20 protein-coding genes are annotated in these 17,401 nt (G+C 36.6%); 2 read left to right on the top strand and 18 right to left on the bottom strand.

Annotated elements, in window-relative coordinates; genetic code table 11:
• Positions 1 to 38: 38 nt before the first annotated feature.
• Genes AAG807_RS20290 through AAG807_RS20280 form a run of 3 tightly spaced genes read right to left on the bottom strand, consistent with a single transcriptional unit; the run spans position 39 to position 2,299 of the window.
• Positions 39 to 800: a toxin-antitoxin system YwqK family antitoxin gene (locus AAG807_RS20290; protein ID WP_341908205.1), complete on the bottom strand. Its 762-nt coding sequence runs from the start codon at positions 798 to 800 to the stop codon at positions 39 to 41.
• Entirely contained in the window at positions 790 to 1,341 is a 552-nt protein-coding gene (locus tag AAG807_RS20285) for an HAD-IIIA family hydrolase (protein ID WP_341908203.1), read from the bottom strand. Before AAG807_RS20285 ends, AAG807_RS20290 begins: the two co-directional genes overlap by 11 nt.
• 7 nt (positions 1,342 to 1,348) lie before the next feature.
• Positions 1,349 to 2,299: a glycosyltransferase family 2 protein gene (locus AAG807_RS20280; protein WP_341908201.1), complete on the bottom strand. Its 951-nt coding sequence runs from the start codon at positions 2,297 to 2,299 to the stop codon at positions 1,349 to 1,351.
• A gap of 151 nt (positions 2,300 to 2,450) precedes the next feature.
• On the opposite strand from AAG807_RS20280, the gene AAG807_RS20275 reads away from it, so the two are divergent.
• Positions 2,451 to 4,607, top strand: coding sequence for a M48 family metallopeptidase (locus AAG807_RS20275; protein ID WP_341908199.1), 2,157 nt, complete (start codon positions 2,451 to 2,453; stop codon positions 4,605 to 4,607).
• A 318-nt stretch (positions 4,608 to 4,925) separates the two neighbouring features.
• Positions 4,926 to 7,547, top strand: coding sequence for an ATP-dependent chaperone ClpB (gene clpB / locus AAG807_RS20270; protein ID WP_341908196.1), 2,622 nt, complete (start codon positions 4,926 to 4,928; stop codon positions 7,545 to 7,547).
• Positions 7,548 to 7,865: 318 nt separating this feature from the next.
• Here clpB and AAG807_RS20265 read toward each other — a convergent pair whose 3' ends face one another.
• From AAG807_RS20265 to AAG807_RS20195, 15 genes are all read right to left on the bottom strand, one after another.
• Positions 7,866 to 8,654 (bottom strand): PhzF family phenazine biosynthesis protein, encoded by a 789-nt coding sequence (locus AAG807_RS20265; protein WP_341908194.1) that lies wholly within the window; start codon positions 8,652 to 8,654, stop codon positions 7,866 to 7,868.
• 106 nt (positions 8,655 to 8,760) lie between these two features.
• A complete protein-coding gene (locus AAG807_RS20260) occupies positions 8,761 to 9,309 on the bottom strand; it encodes a hypothetical protein (protein WP_341908191.1) in 549 nt (182 codons plus the stop codon).
• A 119-nt stretch (positions 9,310 to 9,428) separates the two neighbouring features.
• Positions 9,429 to 9,854 (bottom strand): hypothetical protein, encoded by a 426-nt coding sequence (locus AAG807_RS20255; protein WP_341908188.1) that lies wholly within the window; start codon positions 9,852 to 9,854, stop codon positions 9,429 to 9,431.
• Positions 9,855 to 9,895: 41 nt separating this feature from the next.
• Complete coding sequence (locus AAG807_RS20250; protein ID WP_341908185.1) at positions 9,896 to 10,495, bottom strand: hypothetical protein; 600 nt, start codon at positions 10,493 to 10,495, stop codon at positions 9,896 to 9,898.
• 306 nt (positions 10,496 to 10,801) lie between these two features.
• On the bottom strand, positions 10,802 to 11,401 hold the full coding sequence (gene ribA / locus AAG807_RS20245; RefSeq protein ID WP_341908182.1) for a GTP cyclohydrolase II: 600 nt from the start codon (positions 11,399 to 11,401) through the stop codon (positions 10,802 to 10,804).
• 50 nt (positions 11,402 to 11,451) lie between these two features.
• A complete protein-coding gene (locus tag AAG807_RS20240; RefSeq protein WP_341908180.1) occupies positions 11,452 to 11,748 on the bottom strand; it encodes a 4Fe-4S dicluster domain-containing protein in 297 nt (98 codons plus the stop codon).
• Positions 11,749 to 11,761: 13 nt separating this feature from the next.
• A complete protein-coding gene (locus AAG807_RS20235) occupies positions 11,762 to 12,223 on the bottom strand; it encodes a YceI family protein (protein ID WP_341908177.1) in 462 nt (153 codons plus the stop codon).
• Positions 12,224 to 12,241: 18 nt separating this feature from the next.
• Positions 12,242 to 12,973 (bottom strand): PHB depolymerase family esterase, encoded by a 732-nt coding sequence (locus AAG807_RS20230; RefSeq protein ID WP_341908174.1) that lies wholly within the window; start codon positions 12,971 to 12,973, stop codon positions 12,242 to 12,244.
• Positions 12,974 to 12,990: 17 nt separating this feature from the next.
• Positions 12,991 to 13,977: a VOC family protein gene (locus AAG807_RS20225; RefSeq protein WP_341908172.1), complete on the bottom strand. Its 987-nt coding sequence runs from the start codon at positions 13,975 to 13,977 to the stop codon at positions 12,991 to 12,993.
• Positions 13,978 to 13,980: 3 nt separating this feature from the next.
• Positions 13,981 to 14,367 carry a hypothetical protein gene (locus AAG807_RS20220; RefSeq protein ID WP_341908170.1) on the bottom strand — a complete coding sequence of 129 codons (387 nt, stop codon included), beginning with the start codon at positions 14,365 to 14,367 and terminating at the stop codon, positions 13,981 to 13,983.
• A gap of 36 nt (positions 14,368 to 14,403) precedes the next feature.
• Positions 14,404 to 14,934 (bottom strand): YceI family protein, encoded by a 531-nt coding sequence (locus tag AAG807_RS20215; protein ID WP_341908167.1) that lies wholly within the window; start codon positions 14,932 to 14,934, stop codon positions 14,404 to 14,406.
• An 83-nt stretch (positions 14,935 to 15,017) separates the two neighbouring features.
• Positions 15,018 to 15,545 (bottom strand): Crp/Fnr family transcriptional regulator, encoded by a 528-nt coding sequence (locus tag AAG807_RS20210; protein ID WP_341908165.1) that lies wholly within the window; start codon positions 15,543 to 15,545, stop codon positions 15,018 to 15,020.
• 101 nt (positions 15,546 to 15,646) lie between these two features.
• On the bottom strand, positions 15,647 to 16,093 hold the full coding sequence (locus AAG807_RS20205; protein WP_341908162.1) for a hypothetical protein: 447 nt from the start codon (positions 16,091 to 16,093) through the stop codon (positions 15,647 to 15,649).
• A gap of 95 nt (positions 16,094 to 16,188) precedes the next feature.
• Positions 16,189 to 17,016, bottom strand: coding sequence for a hypothetical protein (locus AAG807_RS20200; protein WP_341908159.1), 828 nt, complete (start codon positions 17,014 to 17,016; stop codon positions 16,189 to 16,191).
• Positions 17,017 to 17,255: 239 nt separating this feature from the next.
• On the bottom strand, positions 17,256 to 17,401 hold a 146-nt coding region (locus tag AAG807_RS20195), incomplete at its 5' end, for a tyrosine-type recombinase/integrase (protein WP_341908242.1).

Below are 17,401 nucleotides of genomic sequence, written 5' to 3'. Positions count from 1 at the left end.
TCCAAACAATTGTTCAAAATGCGGGTTTAATTTATAGTTTAACCGTTGGGATTGATTCCTTTAGCTTTGCATTGCTTCAAATGAGACTCAAGTTCCTTGCCTTCGATCCGTTTTCCATAACGGTAATATTGCTTACCGGTTTCTTTTCCTGTTTGGTCATGTGCAGACTGCCATCCATGCTGGATTCCACCTTTAAAACGTTCCGTGATCATCACTTTTCCGCTCGGGTGATTCGTTACAGCTACGCCCTCTTTCTTGCCGTTGATGTAAGTCACTTTACTTTTAATCACTCCTGTATCAAAGTACTCAATCACATCTCCGTTGATAACACCCATTTTATAAGGAGTTACTTTGGCAACAATGACACGCTTATCGCTTGGATCTTCAAACACATAATAAACCGTCTGGTTTCCGTTCAGCTTCCCTTTCGAATAAGTTTCTTTGGTACTTAATCTTCCGGAAGGACCATAGTATTCCCAAACACTATCTTTCTCCTGGTTTCTGAAGATGCCTTTTGCCATCAGCACCCCATTTTCATGATACATCAATGCGCTGGAACGCCCGGTCTTTTCATCGTGTACAATGACTGCTTTTTTCTTGGTGGAAACGTAATAATAATAAAAGGTACCGACAGGTTTGTCGTCCTTGAATTGTCCCTTATATTCAAAAGCGCGGGATTTCGGATAAGTCTTTTGCCAGGCTCCTTGCTTTCTTCCTTGCGTATCCTTTTGATTCACAGACTGCCCCCAGCTTATCGGAGCAATCAAAAATAATGCAACAAAAATGATCCTAAATATCATAATCCAATAAGTTTATAAATGATTCCAGGGAATCACAGGTTAAATCAGCAGTTTTGTGTTCCAACACGCTGTTGTGTCCGATAAACACGGTTTTCATTCCAAGTTTCTTGCCAAATTCGATATCTGAATCCGAATCACCAACCATGATTGATTTCTGAAAATCAACCGTTGGAAATTCCTGCTTTGCAGCAAGAGCCATTCCTGAATTTGGTTTTCTTAAATCTGAATTATCGGAAGCTAAATCGGGCGCGAAAAAGTACTTGTTTATGAATGCGTTTTCAACCTTCAATAATTCACTACAATAAGTATGAATATCCAAAAGGTTACGCTCGGTCATCAAACCTTTACCAATCCCTTGCTGATTGGTGACCACGAAAACGTATGAGAACAGCTTATTTGCTTTCGCAATGGAACGTGCAACTCCAGGAAGCAAAACGAACTCACTTCTTTGCTTGACGTAATCATCCATTATTCGTTCATTGATCACTCCATCCCTATCCAGGAAGAGTGTCCACGAATCATCCAAATGCCAATCTTTCATTGAGATTTTAGATTTCAGTTTCTATCAGGTAATGGTTGCGTGTAGAAGAGTTGCGTCCGACCAATTCGGCTAAAAACCCAGCCAGAAAGAATTGAACTCCCATGATCATTGCCGTAATTCCAACAAAGAACTCTGTGCGCTGAGCCACTCTGATTGCCGAAGAATGAACAAATAATTTGTCGATTGTCAAATAGGCTGCAATTCCGAATCCGATGATGAAAAGTAAGGCTCCGATCGCTCCGAAAAAGTGCATCGGTTTCTTGCCGAATTTTCCCATGAAAACCACGGTCATCAAATCCAACGGTCCGTTCAGAAAACGATTCAATCCGAATTTGGTTGTACCATATTTTCTTGCCTGGTGAATCACCACTTTCTCCCCGATCTTATTGAATCCGGCAAACTTGGCCAACGGTGGAATATAGCGATGCATGTCACCATACAACTCAATACTTTTAACCACTGCGTTTTTATATGCTTTCAGTCCACAGTTGAAATCATGTAAATGAATTCCAGTCATTCTGCGAGCTGCCCAGTTGTATAATTTTGTAGGTACTGTTTTCGTGATCGGATCATACCTTTTTTTCTTCCATCCTGAAACAACGTCGAAATCTTCTTCTGTGATCATTCGATGCAACTCCGGAAGTTCGTCAGGAGAATCCTGTAAATCTGCATCCATAGTAACCACCACTTTACCTAAAGCTGCTTGAAAACCTGTTTGTAATGCTGCCGATTTACCGTAATTGCGTTGGAATTTAATTCCCCGAACGTTGGAATCCTCCAACTTTAATGATTCGATGACTTTCCAGGAACCATCCTTACTCCCATCATCGATAAAAATGACTTCGTAAGACAATTTATGGTCATTCAATACACGCTTGATCCATGCATGTAATTCCGGTAAAGACTCTACTTCATTAAATAAGGGAACTACTATCGATAATTCAAGTTGATTTTCCAACGTTTTTACTTTTGAACAAAAATAAGGATTCTATTGGATTGACAATGACTGTAACAGCCCATGTTTCTCCCTATCAACCTAAAATTAATCGGGAAGTACTGAACTCTTTTTGATTTTGAATTACTTTTATAACCGATTATTAATAAAGACAATGAATCAACTCCTCCCCATATCCCGATTTATCTTCATCAGCATTTTCATTTTTGTCCATTCCTTTTTTTCATTCTCACAAAAGGACTTTAACAATTATCAAACTTTATTGTCAAAAGGTGAAATGCCTGCAGATTTCACAATTCTTGTACAGCAGAAAGTCCTCAATGATATTGCTGCCAATAAAGTCAAACTTGCCACAAAACTAGATACTCAACTCTATTTGGAAAGTATTCATGAGCAATTAAACGAAATACTCTATTCCGGAAGAGTTATTTATGGTGATGAAGTTTCCGTCTATATCCAGGATCTTGCGAATCGTCTTTTAAAAGATAATCCTGAGCTGGCAAAGGAATTGCGATTTTACACTATAAAATCAAATGAAACCAATGCATTTTCAACTGCACCCGGTATTATTTTCGTTACAACAGGGTTGATCGCACAATTATCTTCTGAAGCACAACTAGCTTTCATTCTTTCACATGAAATTGCTCATTACGAACAAAAGCACACACACAAAGAATACCTGAATTATAAAAAGACCGGTAAGATTAAAAACAACAAACAACTGCTGGGTCTCAGCCAGTTTTCGAAAGAAAATGAATTGGAAGCAGATAGCTTAGCCCTTGTCAGGTATAACAAAATGGGATATTCCGAGGAAGAATTGACAAGTACGTTCGATCTGCTTATGTATTCCTATTTACCTTTTGACGAAGTTCCTTTTCCATCCAATTATTTCAACACTCCAAATTCATACATTCCGGAGAAAGAATTCGACTTAGACATCAAGCCTATAACGGCTGAAGAAAATTACAACGACACATACAGTTCCCATCCGAATATCAAAAAAAGAAAAGATGCTATCCAAAAAATAGCTGCGGGATACAGTCATTGGGGAACTACTTCTTTCTTGTTGAGTAAGGAAGAATTCGAATATGTCCGCACTATTTGTCGGTTTGAATCTGTTCGTATGAATGTATTGGAAGGTGGTAATTTCAGTGCGCTCTATTCCATTTTCCTTCTTGAAAAACAATTCCGGAATTCCATCTTTCTGGACCGAATGAAAACCTTATCCTGGCTATCCATTCTGCGCTTAAAATCGGACTTTGAAAAAGTAAAAGAATCCAAAGAAATAGAAGGAGAATCTTCTCTTCTTTGCAGTTTTCTGAGATCCTCCAATAATAAGGAACGGGCAATAATGGGCTTGAGAATTAGTTACGATCTCAAAGCGAAGTATCCGGAAGACAAATTCTTTCACGATTCGTATGAAATCTACCTGAACGAACTCGCCAAAACTGATTTAATCAAGCTATCGGATTACCAGCCGTTAAACTTTCATCAAGCCTCACTGAAAGCGCTTTCAAAAGAACCCGAGCCTCTTCCAATAAAAGAAGACAGCACTTCATTCGATGCCGGTACAAAATACAGCCGAATCAAAGAAAAGCGATCAATAAAGCCCGTTCTTGCTTTTGATTCAACCAATTTTATTGCCTATGCGATTCCGGATATTATTACTGACTCCCTGTTCCTCAAGAAATTCAAGATCCTTCAGGAGCAATCAGATTCAATAACCGATGAAACGACCCGATTTCAACTTTTAAATGAGAAGGATAAGGAGAAAGCCTGGCAAAAAACAATCGATCATGCCTCACTACAGGAACCCCAATTCAAAGATGTTCTGATTGTGGAACCAAGTATTCACTACTACACCAAATATCCGCCACAAGGTTGGGAGACTCTTGCCAGAAACAAATCTCACTTAAATACGATTTTCACGAATGCTAAAAACCAGGGATTCAGTCCCATTATCATCTCGGAAGACTCCTTAAGAAGAACAACAGCTTCATTCAACGAGTACCTTACCTATCTTGCTTATTTGGAACAATTAGCTGAAGCGAACAAGGGAAGAGATTGTTTGGCTGTGGATTACGAAATAGTGAACAAATTCGCTTCTGACAGAAAAACAACTACGCTTCTCTTTACCATGATTGAATTCGATGGAACTGAGGGTAAAAGTTTAAATATGTATTCACTTGTATTGAACACTCAAACAGGAAAGTCTTACAATTATGTTCAGAGAAACCTGAATAAAGTAGCAAGTCCGATCACTTATGGACCACATTATGAGAATTTATTCAAACTGATCAGAGAATTCTAATCGGGAAATCAGAGAATAAAAATCGCTGCAATGATGAAAATAAGAATGATTACAATGTATTGCCATACATCCACAAAATAGGGATAGAGTTTTTTGTATGTTTCTTTGATTTTAGACATTGCCGTATTTTTTTGCTAAATTACTACTAAAATCAGCTTCACACAAGAATGAAATAATGTCATTTTGTCTGTTTGATTTTTCTGAAACTGTCGTTTTGTCTTGAAATCATTCGGAAATGTGATTTGGTTCATGATTTGACTACGAGAATGAAACAATCCGGACATTCACCAAGCGAAGTCAGGATCTAAAGAACAAAAAATGGATAGCAATCAATTTACAATCAAAACACAAGAAGTCATCCAGGCAGCTCAAGAGTATGCTCAGACAGAAGGGCATCAAGCTATCGAGAATGCACACTTGTTAAAAGGGATCTTCCTCAAAGATGCGGATGTGGTTCCTTATTTATTCAAACAATCTCAAGTCAATCAGCAAAATATAGAACTTGCTTTGGATCGCATATTGGAAAGCCAAAGTAAAGTTTCCGGCGGACAAATCTACCTTTCACCAAAAGCTCAGGAAACACTTCAGTTGGCCTTGAGAATTGCAAAAGAAAATGGAGATGAATACGCCACCGTTGAAATGCTTTTACTCGCTTTGATCGATTCGAAAGATCAGATAGGGCAATTATTAAGAGACGCAAAATTAGACAAGAAAAAGGTTATAAAAGATATTATGGATTTAAGAAACGGAGAGAAAATCACTTCCAACCAACAGGAAGGAACATACAAATCGTTGGAAAAATATGCCAAAAACCTAAACGAATTAGCCAGACAAGGAAAATTGGATCCGGTTATTGGTCGGGACGATGAAATTCGCCGGGTACTTCAAATCCTTACGCGAAGAACGAAGAACAATCCCATCCTGATCGGTGAACCCGGAGTGGGTAAAACAGCCATTGCAGAAGGAATCGCACACCGGATTATTGATGGTGACGTACCGGAAAACCTGAAATCCAAAATTGTCTACAGCTTGGATATGGGAGCCTTGGTTGCCGGAGCAAAATACAAAGGTGAATTCGAAGAACGATTGAAATCAGTCGTGAAAGAAGTAACCAGTGCAGATGGAGAAATTATTCTGTTTATTGACGAAATTCACACCTTGGTTGGAGCCGGAGGTGGCGAAGGAGCTATGGATGCAGCAAATATTTTAAAACCTGCCTTGGCACGGGGTGAATTAAGAGCTGTTGGTGCAACCACATTAAACGAATATCAAAAATACTTCGAGAAAGATAAAGCATTGGTTCGTCGTTTTCAACCGGTCTTAGTCGATGAGCCCGATACGGAAGATGCGATTTCAATTTTACGCGGGATCAAGGACAAATATGAGAATCACCACAAAGTGCTGATCAAGGATGCCGCGATTATTGCCGCAGTTGAATTATCTCAGCGTTATATCACAGAACGCCATTTACCCGATAAAGCAATCGACTTGATTGACGAGGCTGCTTCCAAACTGCGAATGGAAATCAATTCGAAACCGGAAGAGTTGGATGAATTGGAACGCCGTATCATGCAATTGGAAATTGAACGGGAAGCTATCAAGCGAGAAAACGATACGAAAAAACTGGAAGCTTTAGGGAAAGAACTATCTACGCTTGAAGAGCAGCGAAATGCATTCAATGCGAAATGGCAAGCTGAAAAAGACGTTGTTGATGTCGTTCAAAAAAACAAGGAATTGATTGAGAACTTGAAAATCGAAGCTGATCAGGCGGAACGTTCCGGAGATTATGGAAAAGTGGCTGAAATTCGTTACGGTAGAATCAAAGAAGCTGAAATTCAACTGGAGGAAGCCAAGAAGAAACTCACCGAAATGCAGGCAAATTCCAAATTGATCAAGGAAGAAGTGGATGTAGAAGAAATCGCGGATGTTGTTTCCAAATGGACAGGAATTCCTATTTCAAAAATGATCGAAAGCGAGGTTTCCAAATTACTTCGTTTGGAGGATGAACTTGGAAAACGTGTAGTTGGTCAGGAAGAAGCAATTGAGGCAATTTCAGATGCTGTTAGAAGAAGCAGAGCCGGTTTACAAGATATGCGCAAACCGATTGGTTCATTTATCTTCTTAGGTCCAACTGGAGTTGGTAAAACAGAACTTGCAAAAGCGCTTGCTGATTTCTTGTTCAATGATGAAAATGCAATGACGCGAATCGACATGTCTGAATACCAGGAAAAACACAGTGTAAGCAGATTGGTTGGAGCGCCTCCGGGATACGTTGGATACGATGAAGGTGGTCAATTGACAGAAGCTGTTCGAAGAAGACCCTACTCCATTGTGCTATTGGATGAAATTGAAAAAGCACATCCGGATGTGTTCAACATTTTGCTTCAAGTATTGGATGATGGTCGCCTAACAGATAACAAAGGTAGAACGGTGAATTTCAAAAACACCATTATTATCATGACTTCTAACTTGGGCTCTCACTTAATCCAAGAAAGTTTCGACGGAGTGAAGGAAGAGAACCTACACGAAGCAATGGATAAAGCAAAATTCAAAGTACTTGAATTGCTGAGACAAACGATTCGTCCTGAGTTTTTGAATCGTATTGACGAAACAATCATTTTCACTCCTCTAAACAAGCGTTATGTCAAACAAATTGTTCAATTGCAATTGAATCAATTGACACACATGCTTCTTGAGAAAGGAATCAAAATGCATATGACTGAAGAAGCAAAAGAACATTTGGTTGAAGCGGGATACGATCCTCATTTTGGAGCAAGACCTGTGAAACGCGTCATTCAAAAACAGGTATTGAATGAATTGTCGAAAGCCTTGCTAGCCGGAACATTGGATACTTCATTGACCGTAGTTATGGATATTTTTGACGGGAAAATTGTGTTTAGAAAGCCTATTTCTCAGGAAGAAGAAATCATGATTAATTAATTCGTAATCTTTTAAATACATTGAAAAAAGCGAGTATTTACCACTTTGGTAGATTCTCGCTTTTGATTTAATACTATACAGACCTAAAGCGGGGAAACTTCTAACTTTTTGATGGAGGATTTGGAACGGGTATTACAACTTGAAACGATTGAAAAATATGATGTTTCAATGAGATTGGAGGTATAACGTTTTCGGGCTTGGCGAAGGTGGCGATTTTCACCACAAATGTTGATGCGGAGAACCAAACTTTGATTAACCACAAAACTGTCTTTGGAACACGAACCCCCGCCTTTTGGGTAGGTGCTGTTAGCAGTAGTTTTATTCTGTCCAAAATTCTCCAATTGAATATGTTTTTGCTTGTCCACTAATAATCACTCGGTCTCCTTTGTCTTCACAATACAACTTGCCCAATCGTTCAGAAACTTGTTGAGCATAAAGTTCTTTTTTATTTAGTTTTTTCGCCCAAAATGGAATTAAAGAACAATGTGCAGAACCTGTTACAGGGTCTTCTAAAATTGATGCTTGCGGTGTGAAAAATCTTGAAATGAAATCGCAATTGTCTCCAATTGCTGTTACAATTACACCTCCTGGGTCAAGATTTATTTGGTCGAATAATTGTCTGTCAATTTTTATGTTTCTAACTTCTGTTTCATTTTCATACACCAAAACATAGTCTCTTGATTTCAAAATTTCTTTCGGTTGAATATTTAAGGATTTTGAAATTGTCGGTGGTAAGATGTCGACAATAGGCATTCTTGATGGGAAGTTCATTTTATATTTTCCATTTTCAATTTTGACAATTAAGTCGCCACTTAAAGTTTGAAACACAATTTTATCTTTCTTATAGTCAAGAATTGTCGCTAAACTATGAGCAGTTGCAAGTGTAGCGTGACCGCACAAATCCATTTCAATTTCAGGCGTAAACCATCGTAAATGGATTTTTTCTCCTTTGTCAACAAAAAAAGCAGTTTCAGCAACTGCGTTTTCTTTTGCTATTTTCAACAAGATTTCGTCTGACAACCAATTGTCAAGTGGCACAACACAAGCAGGATTTCCTCCAAAAATTGTGTCCGTAAATGCGTCAATTTGATATATATTATGTTTCACTATGTTCTGTTTAAAATTACTGCTAACAGTTTGCAAATAGGCAAAGGCGCCTTCTCAAATATAGTCGTTTTGCGCTTTTGGTTATTTGTTGTTAGCAGCAGTACATTCAGTCAATATAGTCTGTCGATACCCATTTTCCATTTTTATAAATTTCAATTTTATATAGTTTCCCATTGATGTCATAATATTCTCTATGCCCATCTCGCTTTCCGTATGTATAACTAGAGACTATTTTTACTTTGTCCTCATTTTTGGTTATAAAATAACCCATACTCCAATTTGATTGGGAGGTTTTGGAAGTGTCAACAAAATCTATATTCGGATTCGGATATTGGTAAGTTATTGGATTTTTTTTGCTGCCATACAATACCGTACAATTGCCACAGTATGGCAACGAGTCTTGACCTAGATAGAACAACCCTTCACGTTTTATTAAATCTGCACAATTTGGCATAAAGATCATCAATGGTACATCAAAATGTTTATAAGAAGTATAATGAGGGATCTTCGGTAGAAAAAATTGTGCAGAAAGGGAATCGGGTAACATAAACATCCATGTGCTGTCTGATTTTTGTAATTGCAAACTATCTGGATCTGTTTGAGAAAATCCTGTTCCGATAAAAATGGCAAATAATAGTGTTAAACCTGTCTTCATTTTCTTAATCTTCGTATTACTGCTAGCGGTTTCAAAATAGAAAAAGGCGCCTTTTCAAATATAATCTCCCGATAGCTATCGGGATTGGCGCTTTTGATTGTTTGGTGTTATAATTGGTACTATTTGGGTTTAATATTGCTGCCTGCATCTATCGTCAATTCTAGCACAGAACCTACAATTAATTTTCCGTTTGTTTTTTTCTCATTGTGTTCAAAAGTGATCTTATACTCACCATGTTCCAGTTTCCCTAAGTCAATGTAGCACGTCGCCGGGGCAAAAACGGTTAACCCTTCTTCAGGGGCATTAGCCGTTCCGAACTTAATGTAAAGTTCGTTTTTACGCATTTCTACACTATAAGTGATTTCATATCCAGTAGTAGGATACATTCGTTCTGATTTTACACCTAAAACAATTTTATCATTTACTGTACCAGCAGAAACGATTAAATGAATTAAATAAGGATCAACTTTCTGGTTTTGGGCCTCAGCCTTATTTAATGAGACAATAAGAAAAAAAACAACGGTTAAATACAAAATTCGTTTCATAGGGTTTCTCTTAGTGAAAACTGCACTGGGTGAAGCGCGTGTTAGTAATCTTCATTTAATTTAAATGTGTAAGTCGTTCCGCCCTCAGCACTATCATTCATAACATAGTGAAAACAGTATGTTACTGTTAGGAACTTATCGCCTCGATTTAAAAAATACCAGTTGATTTTATCCATATTAAAGCTTTCAAGTAATTCATCTGAAGAAAAGACAAAATTTTCAGGTTCGACATAAAAAATGTTGTTTACCTGATAAGGTGGATGACAACACGGGTTATAATTTCCGTTGTCTTGAATGTAGATTAATTTCCATTTTTGAGATGAGGAACTTTTTTTATTGAATGGAGTCATTTTTAATGATTCTAATTCGTCAAGTTGGCTGAGTGTCCCGCTGTAGGTTGAGTCAAATAGCGCTGCGTCTACTCGCACAAAAAATGAATTGGAGTCGAGTAAATTCAGTTTACCAGGAAGTCGCAAAGGGTAAGCTAGAAAAGCAAAGTTCATTCTTGAAGTGTCGCTAGAAACAATATGATATGCGGGCAAAGAGTCAATCCTTGAAAGGCACAACTGGCCAGTAAAAGTTTGAGAATTGACAAGTTGAGCATTGACAATTAGAAGCAACGTTATTATCATCTTACTCATGTTTCACCTATACAGGTCAAACGAAAATAGGTTCAAGGATAGAAAAAGAGTGGCTTAGAATTCAATAGGTCAAACTTTCGTTTTCATACCACTTAAAATAGCTTCTTTTGTTTCAGTTGACATGGCTACTAACGGTTTATAACTAGGCGATGTGCCGACCCTTGAATATAGTACTTTTCGGCATAACGATTAGCGCTTGTTATGCGCATCAATTTTATTTTCGCGAAATCAAACTTTCTCGAGTTAGCAACGATTTTACTCATTTTTTTTTCATTAATTCAAGCAATGCTCGGCGCGAAAAGGATGCTATAGACGATGATCCAGAAATTCTCTTTTAACTTGCAGGTAGTCTGAATTGTGCTTGTTCGGTTTTGTAATTAACGGGGTTATATTTACAACTCTACCAGTGGCCTTTGTTATTGATTCAATTTTTTCAGGATTATTTGTCAAAAGGTTAATGGATTTCAAACCAAGATATTCAACAACATCTTTAACCAAATCAAATTTTCGTAAATCTGTTGCGAATCCAAGTAAATGATTTGAAGCGATCGTGTCATGCCCAATATCCTGTAAGGAATAAGCATTTACTTTGTTGAATAAGCCAATTCCTCTTCCTTCTTGTTTTAAATAAATAACTACGCCCTCTTTTTTTTCTGATATCATCTTCATACTGGCACTAAGTTGTTCTCCACAATCGCATTTAAGCGACGTGAACACGTCGCCTGTCAAACATTCAGAATGTACACGCATGAGTACATTTTCTTTTGACTCTAAATCTCCCATTTTTACAAACAGATGATCATCAGAATGACCTTCAATTTTGAAAGATACAATGGTAAATATTCCATATGTTGTCGGCAGGTTCGCTGGACTTGAGAAGATGATTTTTTGATTTTCGAGCGTCATATTGTTATTTTTTTGGTAGTTGTGATAAAATGTGCAGACTGGAGATGTATTTATTGCTTTCTATTTTTGGTCAACTTTATCGCTTTCTCAGGACAAACTTGTACGCAGATTCCACAAGCATGACATAATCCTGTGTCTGTTACATATGCTTTCTTTTCGTTAAAAAAAGTTTTCAGTTTACCTTTTATATTTAATGTCTTGCGATCTTCATCTGTTATTCGCCGCATTTCTAAGACTCCAAAAGGACAGGCTGGTATGCAGTCTTCTTTCCCTCCACAATTGTTTAAATTAATTATAGGCATTAATTTTCCGCCAACGTCATCACAACTGGAATTTGCATCTTTCATAGTTCAAAAAAAATTATCCTATAGATAAATCAAATTTTATCGTGACATCTTTGGCCGCAACAAATGCTGGGATTTTTCCAACTTCATAATCAAATCTATTCAGATTGAAAGAACCAACAAGGCGGTTATTAGTAAATTGAAATGGAACTTCAATTTTTTTCGTTGTTCCTGCAATTGTCAAATCACCTTTTACAGAGTATTGACCATTCAGCAAAGTAAAACTGTTGCTATTAAAAGTAATTTCGGGATGATTCTCCGCATTGAAAAAATCTTTTTGCAACAAATGCTCATTTCGTTTTACATTTTTTGTATCAAGTCCCACTAATGCAACGATGATCTCAATGTTGGATTCAGCAATATTATTTTCATTTAAATCTATTGTGCCTTTAATTTGAGAAAAGTTTCCATTAACTGTTAAAACAATTAATTTTTTGATTGAAAAATTCACTTTAGATTGTGAAGTATTGATTTGCATAATTTTCGAATTTGTGTTTTACATTTGGCTAAGCCAGTTCCTAAATGCGATAATTTCTTTACTTGAAATTGAATGCCCCACATAATCAGATGTGTATTCAATTTTGATTCCTAACTTGTTCAGTTTGTTCTGGTTCTCTATAGCATATCTAATTGGCAACATAGTATCTTCTTTTCCATGAGAAATAAATGCTTTGAGGTTTTTTAGGTTGGGGGATTTACTTATCGATTGTTCCACTTCCTCAACGTATCTTCCGCTAAAAACGGCAAAACCAGACAACAAATTGGGGTTGCACAATCCAATTGATTGAGCCATATTAGCGCCCTGACTGAAACCAGCAACGATAACTTTACTGCTATCAACATTGTATTTCTTCGTTAATTCAGAAATGAGAACCACGATTTGTTTTCGGCTCTTTTCTTCTTCCTCAATGTTAATGACAATTTTACCGTCAACCAGTTTCGCATCGTACCATCGATAACTATTTTCCGCCAGCTTATATGGTCCACGAACGGAGACAACAATCCAATTTAGTGGAATTTGCTCTTCAAAGGCAAAAAGGTCATTTTCATTACCTCCATGACCGTGCAATAAAATAAGCATTGGTGATTTTTCACTACAATCCGAACTTTCTCTGATGACATAATGTGACCCAGTGTTTGATTCCATATTTTCCCGGCTATTTTGAGCTTTACAACTGCTTACCAAAGTCAATAATATAGCTATCACAAGATTATATTTTTCTATCATTGATTGCATATTTTATACTATGCATCGTGCGTTAGTAAAATTTTGGTTCCTGTTGGATCTAATGTCCAATATTCGCCCTTTTTTTCAGTACTATATTCAATTAGATTCAATACATTTTCCAATTTTTCTCTGGATTTGAAAACGATATGATAATGCTTCAAACCCGCATTACTTGAAGGAGCCATTGGCTTGTTATATCCATGCCATGCGTTCAAAGCGATACGATGAAGGTATGGCCCACCTGCACCTAAATCAGCAAACATGTATTGGGGAAAATAATTAGATTGACTAAACCCCAGTTTTTTGTAAAAGTTGTTGTTGTTTTCAACGTCGTTCGCGTAAAAATGGATATGTCCAATTTTTGCATTTTCGCTTATTATTTTTGACAAATCCTTTTCTGCAAGACTTTTCAGGATTTCATCTGTATTTAGTGGTGCCGAGGCACCTCGGATTGTGCCGTCTGTATCGTCCATAAAAAGTCCACCTTCAGTGATTACCCTTTTGAACCGCTCAGGAGTTTCCAGTGCCAGCTCAACTATTACGTTATCAAAATCTGTCAGATAAAAGGATTGAGTCATGGTATGATCAATTGGTGAAAATGAATACTTGTTCCGCTGCAAACGATAAAGAGCTTTTGCAAATTCTTCTTTGTTAGGGAGATGAATCGCAAAATGATATAACCCACTGTATCCTTCTTTAAAAGCCGTTGTAGCTGTTTTATGAACCACTACCAATGTTTTGTTTTCAGTACCAAACTCAGCCATGCTCTCCGATTCAGCTCTTAATTTCATGCCTATGACGTCAATCCAAAAGTTCTTCGCATTTTCAATAGAAGTATTATTTAGATGAATAGCCCCAAAAGAGGCTATTTCGTCTGTGTTCAAAGCTTCCAATGCGTTAGCTTTTTCATGTGACATTGCACTTGTAAGTGAAGTTAATCCGTCCATTGTAAGTAATAATGTGGTGGAGCCAATGATTGTTTTTATGAATCGCTTCCTTTCCATGATTTACTTCTTATTAAAGAAAGGAATCAGACCAAAATACGAAACTGCAGGGAAGAAGTGCATTGGAACAACCATGCCTGGAAACAATTCAGGAAATTCAACCTCGAGTGGCAAAGTCATACCCATCACAGGAACAATACTCAAGAAGCACAAAACCATGATGAGTAAATTCATTGCCCCATAAAGGTTAGGCTTTTTTATTTTGTCGAGAATGATGTATCCCAACGCCATTAAAACACAACCAATTATCGAAGAAGCCATAACGGCTACTTCATCTATTACTGCGCTGAAATCAACGAAATACAATTTCTTGTATATGTTCAAGAAAATGATGCTTGCGATTGCAGCCAGTACCCCAGCCGCACCACCATGTATTAAATGCTTTTTCATGCTTATTATTTGTTTGGAAAATAATTTTTGTGATGCTTATTTTGATAGTGGAATAGTTACTTCCAAGGAAATTTTGTCTGATACTTTTTTGGACATTCCTTCCATCGTACCTACCTTATAATCCATACGATTTACTGAAAATTTTGCATCGATTGTGTTGTTTTTGAACGAAAATGGAATGGTCATTTCTTTTGAAACTCCATGAATTGTCATAGTTCCAGTTACCTTGAATTGGCCGTCTTCTTTAACAATTTTGGACGATTTAAAGGTGATTTTAGGATACTTATCGGCATCAAACCATTTATCGCTTACCGCATGCTTGTTTTTCATGCCGTTTCCTGTGTTGATAGAGTTTACATCAACCGTGAAATCAAATTTGGTGGAAGAAAGGTTGTCCGCATCGAAAGATACATCTCCTTTCAAGGTTTTAAAAATTCCTTCAGCATCTGTACCAGCAAATTTTACTGAATAATTGTCAGACACCTTCCATGTTGTTGAAGTGACAATAGTAAATGCTGAAAAAAGGATAAATGATCCTGCTACGAAAAAATAAGTGATTGTTCTCATTATTACATTTTTAATTTGTTAATGGAACAAAGATCTGGTCAATTGACCGAAAGAAAATTAATCTAGATTAAGAAATGAAATCCCTATTTGTTTCGAATAATTTGCCCTCGAATTTTGCTCAGTGCTTCTGGAGTGATACCTAGATAAGAAGCAATCATTTTTTGCGGCACTCTGTTTTGTAAATCGGGATAAATTTGAAGAAACGACTCGTAACGTTCCCTTGCAGAAGCGCTCATAAGAGCTAAGATACGTCGCTGCATCACACCAATCCGTTTCATCAGAGAAGAAATCATGTAGTCAGTATATTCATGTTGCAAGTCTAATTGATATATTTGCCCGGGATTAAAGATATATACTTCTGAGTCTTCAATGGCCTCAATATACAAAACTGTCTTATTTCCAAATACTTCCTTTTCAATGTCAGATAAAATCCACCCTTCAGATGCGAACATATAAATATGCTCTTTGCCATTATCATCAATGGTAAAACTTCTAAGTAGTCCTTTCTTTACAAAATAACCTTTGGAGGATTCTTGTCCGGCACTTTGCAAAACCTCGCCTTTTTTAAAATTTCGACTTACCGCGATTTGATTTAAAATCTGTTCAAACATAATTAGTCAATGTACATAACGTTTTCCAAATAGGCAAAAAGGCGTCTAACAAGTATAATCATTTTTGCGCTTTTGCTTGTTTGCTGTTATGTATATCATTTTTACGGTAATTTAATTTCTTCAGTATAAGCCTTAACGATATCCAAAATATCAACTAATTCCTTTTTACTTAGTCGATAACTATTATTGACACGATAAGGTGCTTGTTCGGATATTTTTTCAAACAAGGAATCGGAATATACTTTTTGAAGTCTGAAATTTTTCATCTTTTTTGTCGATATAATAACATTTATCATCCCTCTGCTTCCTCTTGGTTTTCCTATAACTCTAATCGTTTCATGTGCCATTCCACCAAATTCGGGAATACAATAAACTTTTGCTCCAGGACGAAAATGTTTAGTCCCACTTTTTATTTCTTTTTGTTCACCATAAAAATGGTAATCAACAATATTACCAACGATACACCATAAGAATTCTCCCTCGACAAACGCATTTTCATTTTGGTCTATTTCTTTTCTTTTAAAAATGCACTTAAAAAGATTCATCATGGGTTAAGCAGGCAATTACACATAACGTTTTGCAAACAGGCGCAGGCGGCTAAAACGTACGAACGTTTGCCGCTTGCGCTTGTTTGCTGTTATGGTTATTTAAAATTTCCATTTTCAATTATTGAATTACTATACGATTCTGGATTTCCATCATCGTCGAAATATCGATGTATTCCGTTACCCATATTTATCATGATTTCACCTTTTGGATCCCATGAATTCCAAAAATAAATGTATCCAGTGGTCCAATCAATTTGTTCTTTAGATGTACCGTTTGAATAGAAGGAAGTCCAAACTCCAGTTTTGCAGTCATTTACATAAATGCCGGTCTCTTTTATTAAGCCATTCTCAAAAAATTCAGTGTGAATTCCATTCTTTATACCATTGATATAATATTGATGATGCCATGCGCCATTATAATAATCCTTCCAAAGTCCTACCCTGAAACCATTTTCATAATAACCTTCCATTTTAAGTGTTCCATCTTCTCTATAATAGTACCACTTCCCATCAGGAAGGCCATTTTTCAATTGTCCTTTAGAGCGTAAAGTGTCATTGAAATAAAACTCACTATCGAACTTATTCTTTTTGAGAAGATATTTTTTTAACTCCAAATTTGATGTCTCGTTTGAAAAATCATTCAGTAAATATTGCCTTGAACATCTTGAAATAAATGGTTTGTTTTTATTCAAATTCAAAAACAACAACATTTTAAAGCCTATTTCTAGATCACTTGCTTGTAATTGTCCTGAAGTGTAAATTTTTAAATCCCCGGTGTCAATATCACCTTTAAAAACATTATAAACTTTTAAATAAAATATTCTTTCGTGGTTTAGACTATCGTATTCAATATTTGTGATTAATGCATTGAATATCAATCTTGTCTCGTTAAATTCTTTCTGGGTAAGTGGTCCTAAATCCAAACATTGACTTGCTCTAACTAAAGAACAAGAAATTGTAAGAATCAGAAAAAGAAAATATTTCATACAGTTCTTAAATGTTGTTTTTCTCGTTAGTAACAGAATCACGGTAATTAACCATAACTTATTTATATGCAAACCTATCCCGAAAAAAAGTATACAAAGTCAACAAATAGATGATGTGTTTGTGTGCTTTTCTTGGTGTTGGTTGGTTTTATCATTATTCGTAAAAATAACACTTTTCATAATGTGTCAAATGGACTTTTTATGAGCTGCAAACTTTTGTTGCTGACATGCGTGTAAATTTCAGTGGTGCGTGAACTAGTGTGCCCCAGTAACTCTTGAATGAACCGCAAATCTGTCCCACTCTCCAATAAATGAGTTGCAT

The sequence above is a fragment of the Fluviicola taffensis DSM 16823 genome, assembly GCF_943372375.1.
Taxonomy (GTDB): Bacteria; Bacteroidota; Bacteroidia; order Flavobacteriales_D; family Crocinitomicaceae; genus Fluviicola; species Fluviicola taffensis_A.
The sequence above is the reverse complement of the archived record's forward strand: the minus strand, read 5'-3'. Positions and strand labels throughout refer to the sequence as shown.

Bases quoted from the DNA above. Each gene is read 5' to 3' on its own strand.
- AAG807_RS20290 (WP_341908205.1), bottom strand. From the start codon at position 800: ATGATATTTAGGATCATTTTTGTTGCATTATTTTTGATTGCTCCGATA.
- AAG807_RS20285 (WP_341908203.1), bottom strand. From the start codon at position 1,341: ATGAAAGATTGGCATTTGGATGATTCGTGGACACTCTTCCTGGATAGG.
- AAG807_RS20275 (WP_341908199.1), top strand. From the start codon at position 2,451: ATGAATCAACTCCTCCCCATATCCCGATTTATCTTCATCAGCATTTTC.
- clpB (WP_341908196.1), top strand. From the start codon at position 4,926: ATGGATAGCAATCAATTTACAATCAAAACACAAGAAGTCATCCAGGCA.
- AAG807_RS20260 (WP_341908191.1), bottom strand. From the start codon at position 9,309: ATGAAGACAGGTTTAACACTATTATTTGCCATTTTTATCGGAACAGGA.
- AAG807_RS20255 (WP_341908188.1), bottom strand. From the start codon at position 9,854: ATGAAACGAATTTTGTATTTAACCGTTGTTTTTTTTCTTATTGTCTCA.
- AAG807_RS20250 (WP_341908185.1), bottom strand. From the start codon at position 10,495: ATGAGTAAGATGATAATAACGTTGCTTCTAATTGTCAATGCTCAACTT.
- ribA (WP_341908182.1), bottom strand. From the start codon at position 11,401: ATGACGCTCGAAAATCAAAAAATCATCTTCTCAAGTCCAGCGAACCTG.
- AAG807_RS20240 (WP_341908180.1), bottom strand. From the start codon at position 11,748: ATGAAAGATGCAAATTCCAGTTGTGATGACGTTGGCGGAAAATTAATG.
- AAG807_RS20235 (WP_341908177.1), bottom strand. From the start codon at position 12,223: ATGCAAATCAATACTTCACAATCTAAAGTGAATTTTTCAATCAAAAAA.
- AAG807_RS20230 (WP_341908174.1), bottom strand. From the start codon at position 12,973: ATGATAGAAAAATATAATCTTGTGATAGCTATATTATTGACTTTGGTA.
- AAG807_RS20225 (WP_341908172.1), bottom strand. From the start codon at position 13,977: ATGGAAAGGAAGCGATTCATAAAAACAATCATTGGCTCCACCACATTA.
- AAG807_RS20220 (WP_341908170.1), bottom strand. From the start codon at position 14,367: ATGAAAAAGCATTTAATACATGGTGGTGCGGCTGGGGTACTGGCTGCA.
- AAG807_RS20215 (WP_341908167.1), bottom strand. From the start codon at position 14,934: ATGAGAACAATCACTTATTTTTTCGTAGCAGGATCATTTATCCTTTTT.
- AAG807_RS20210 (WP_341908165.1), bottom strand. From the start codon at position 15,545: ATGTTTGAACAGATTTTAAATCAAATCGCGGTAAGTCGAAATTTTAAA.
- AAG807_RS20205 (WP_341908162.1), bottom strand. From the start codon at position 16,093: ATGATGAATCTTTTTAAGTGCATTTTTAAAAGAAAAGAAATAGACCAA.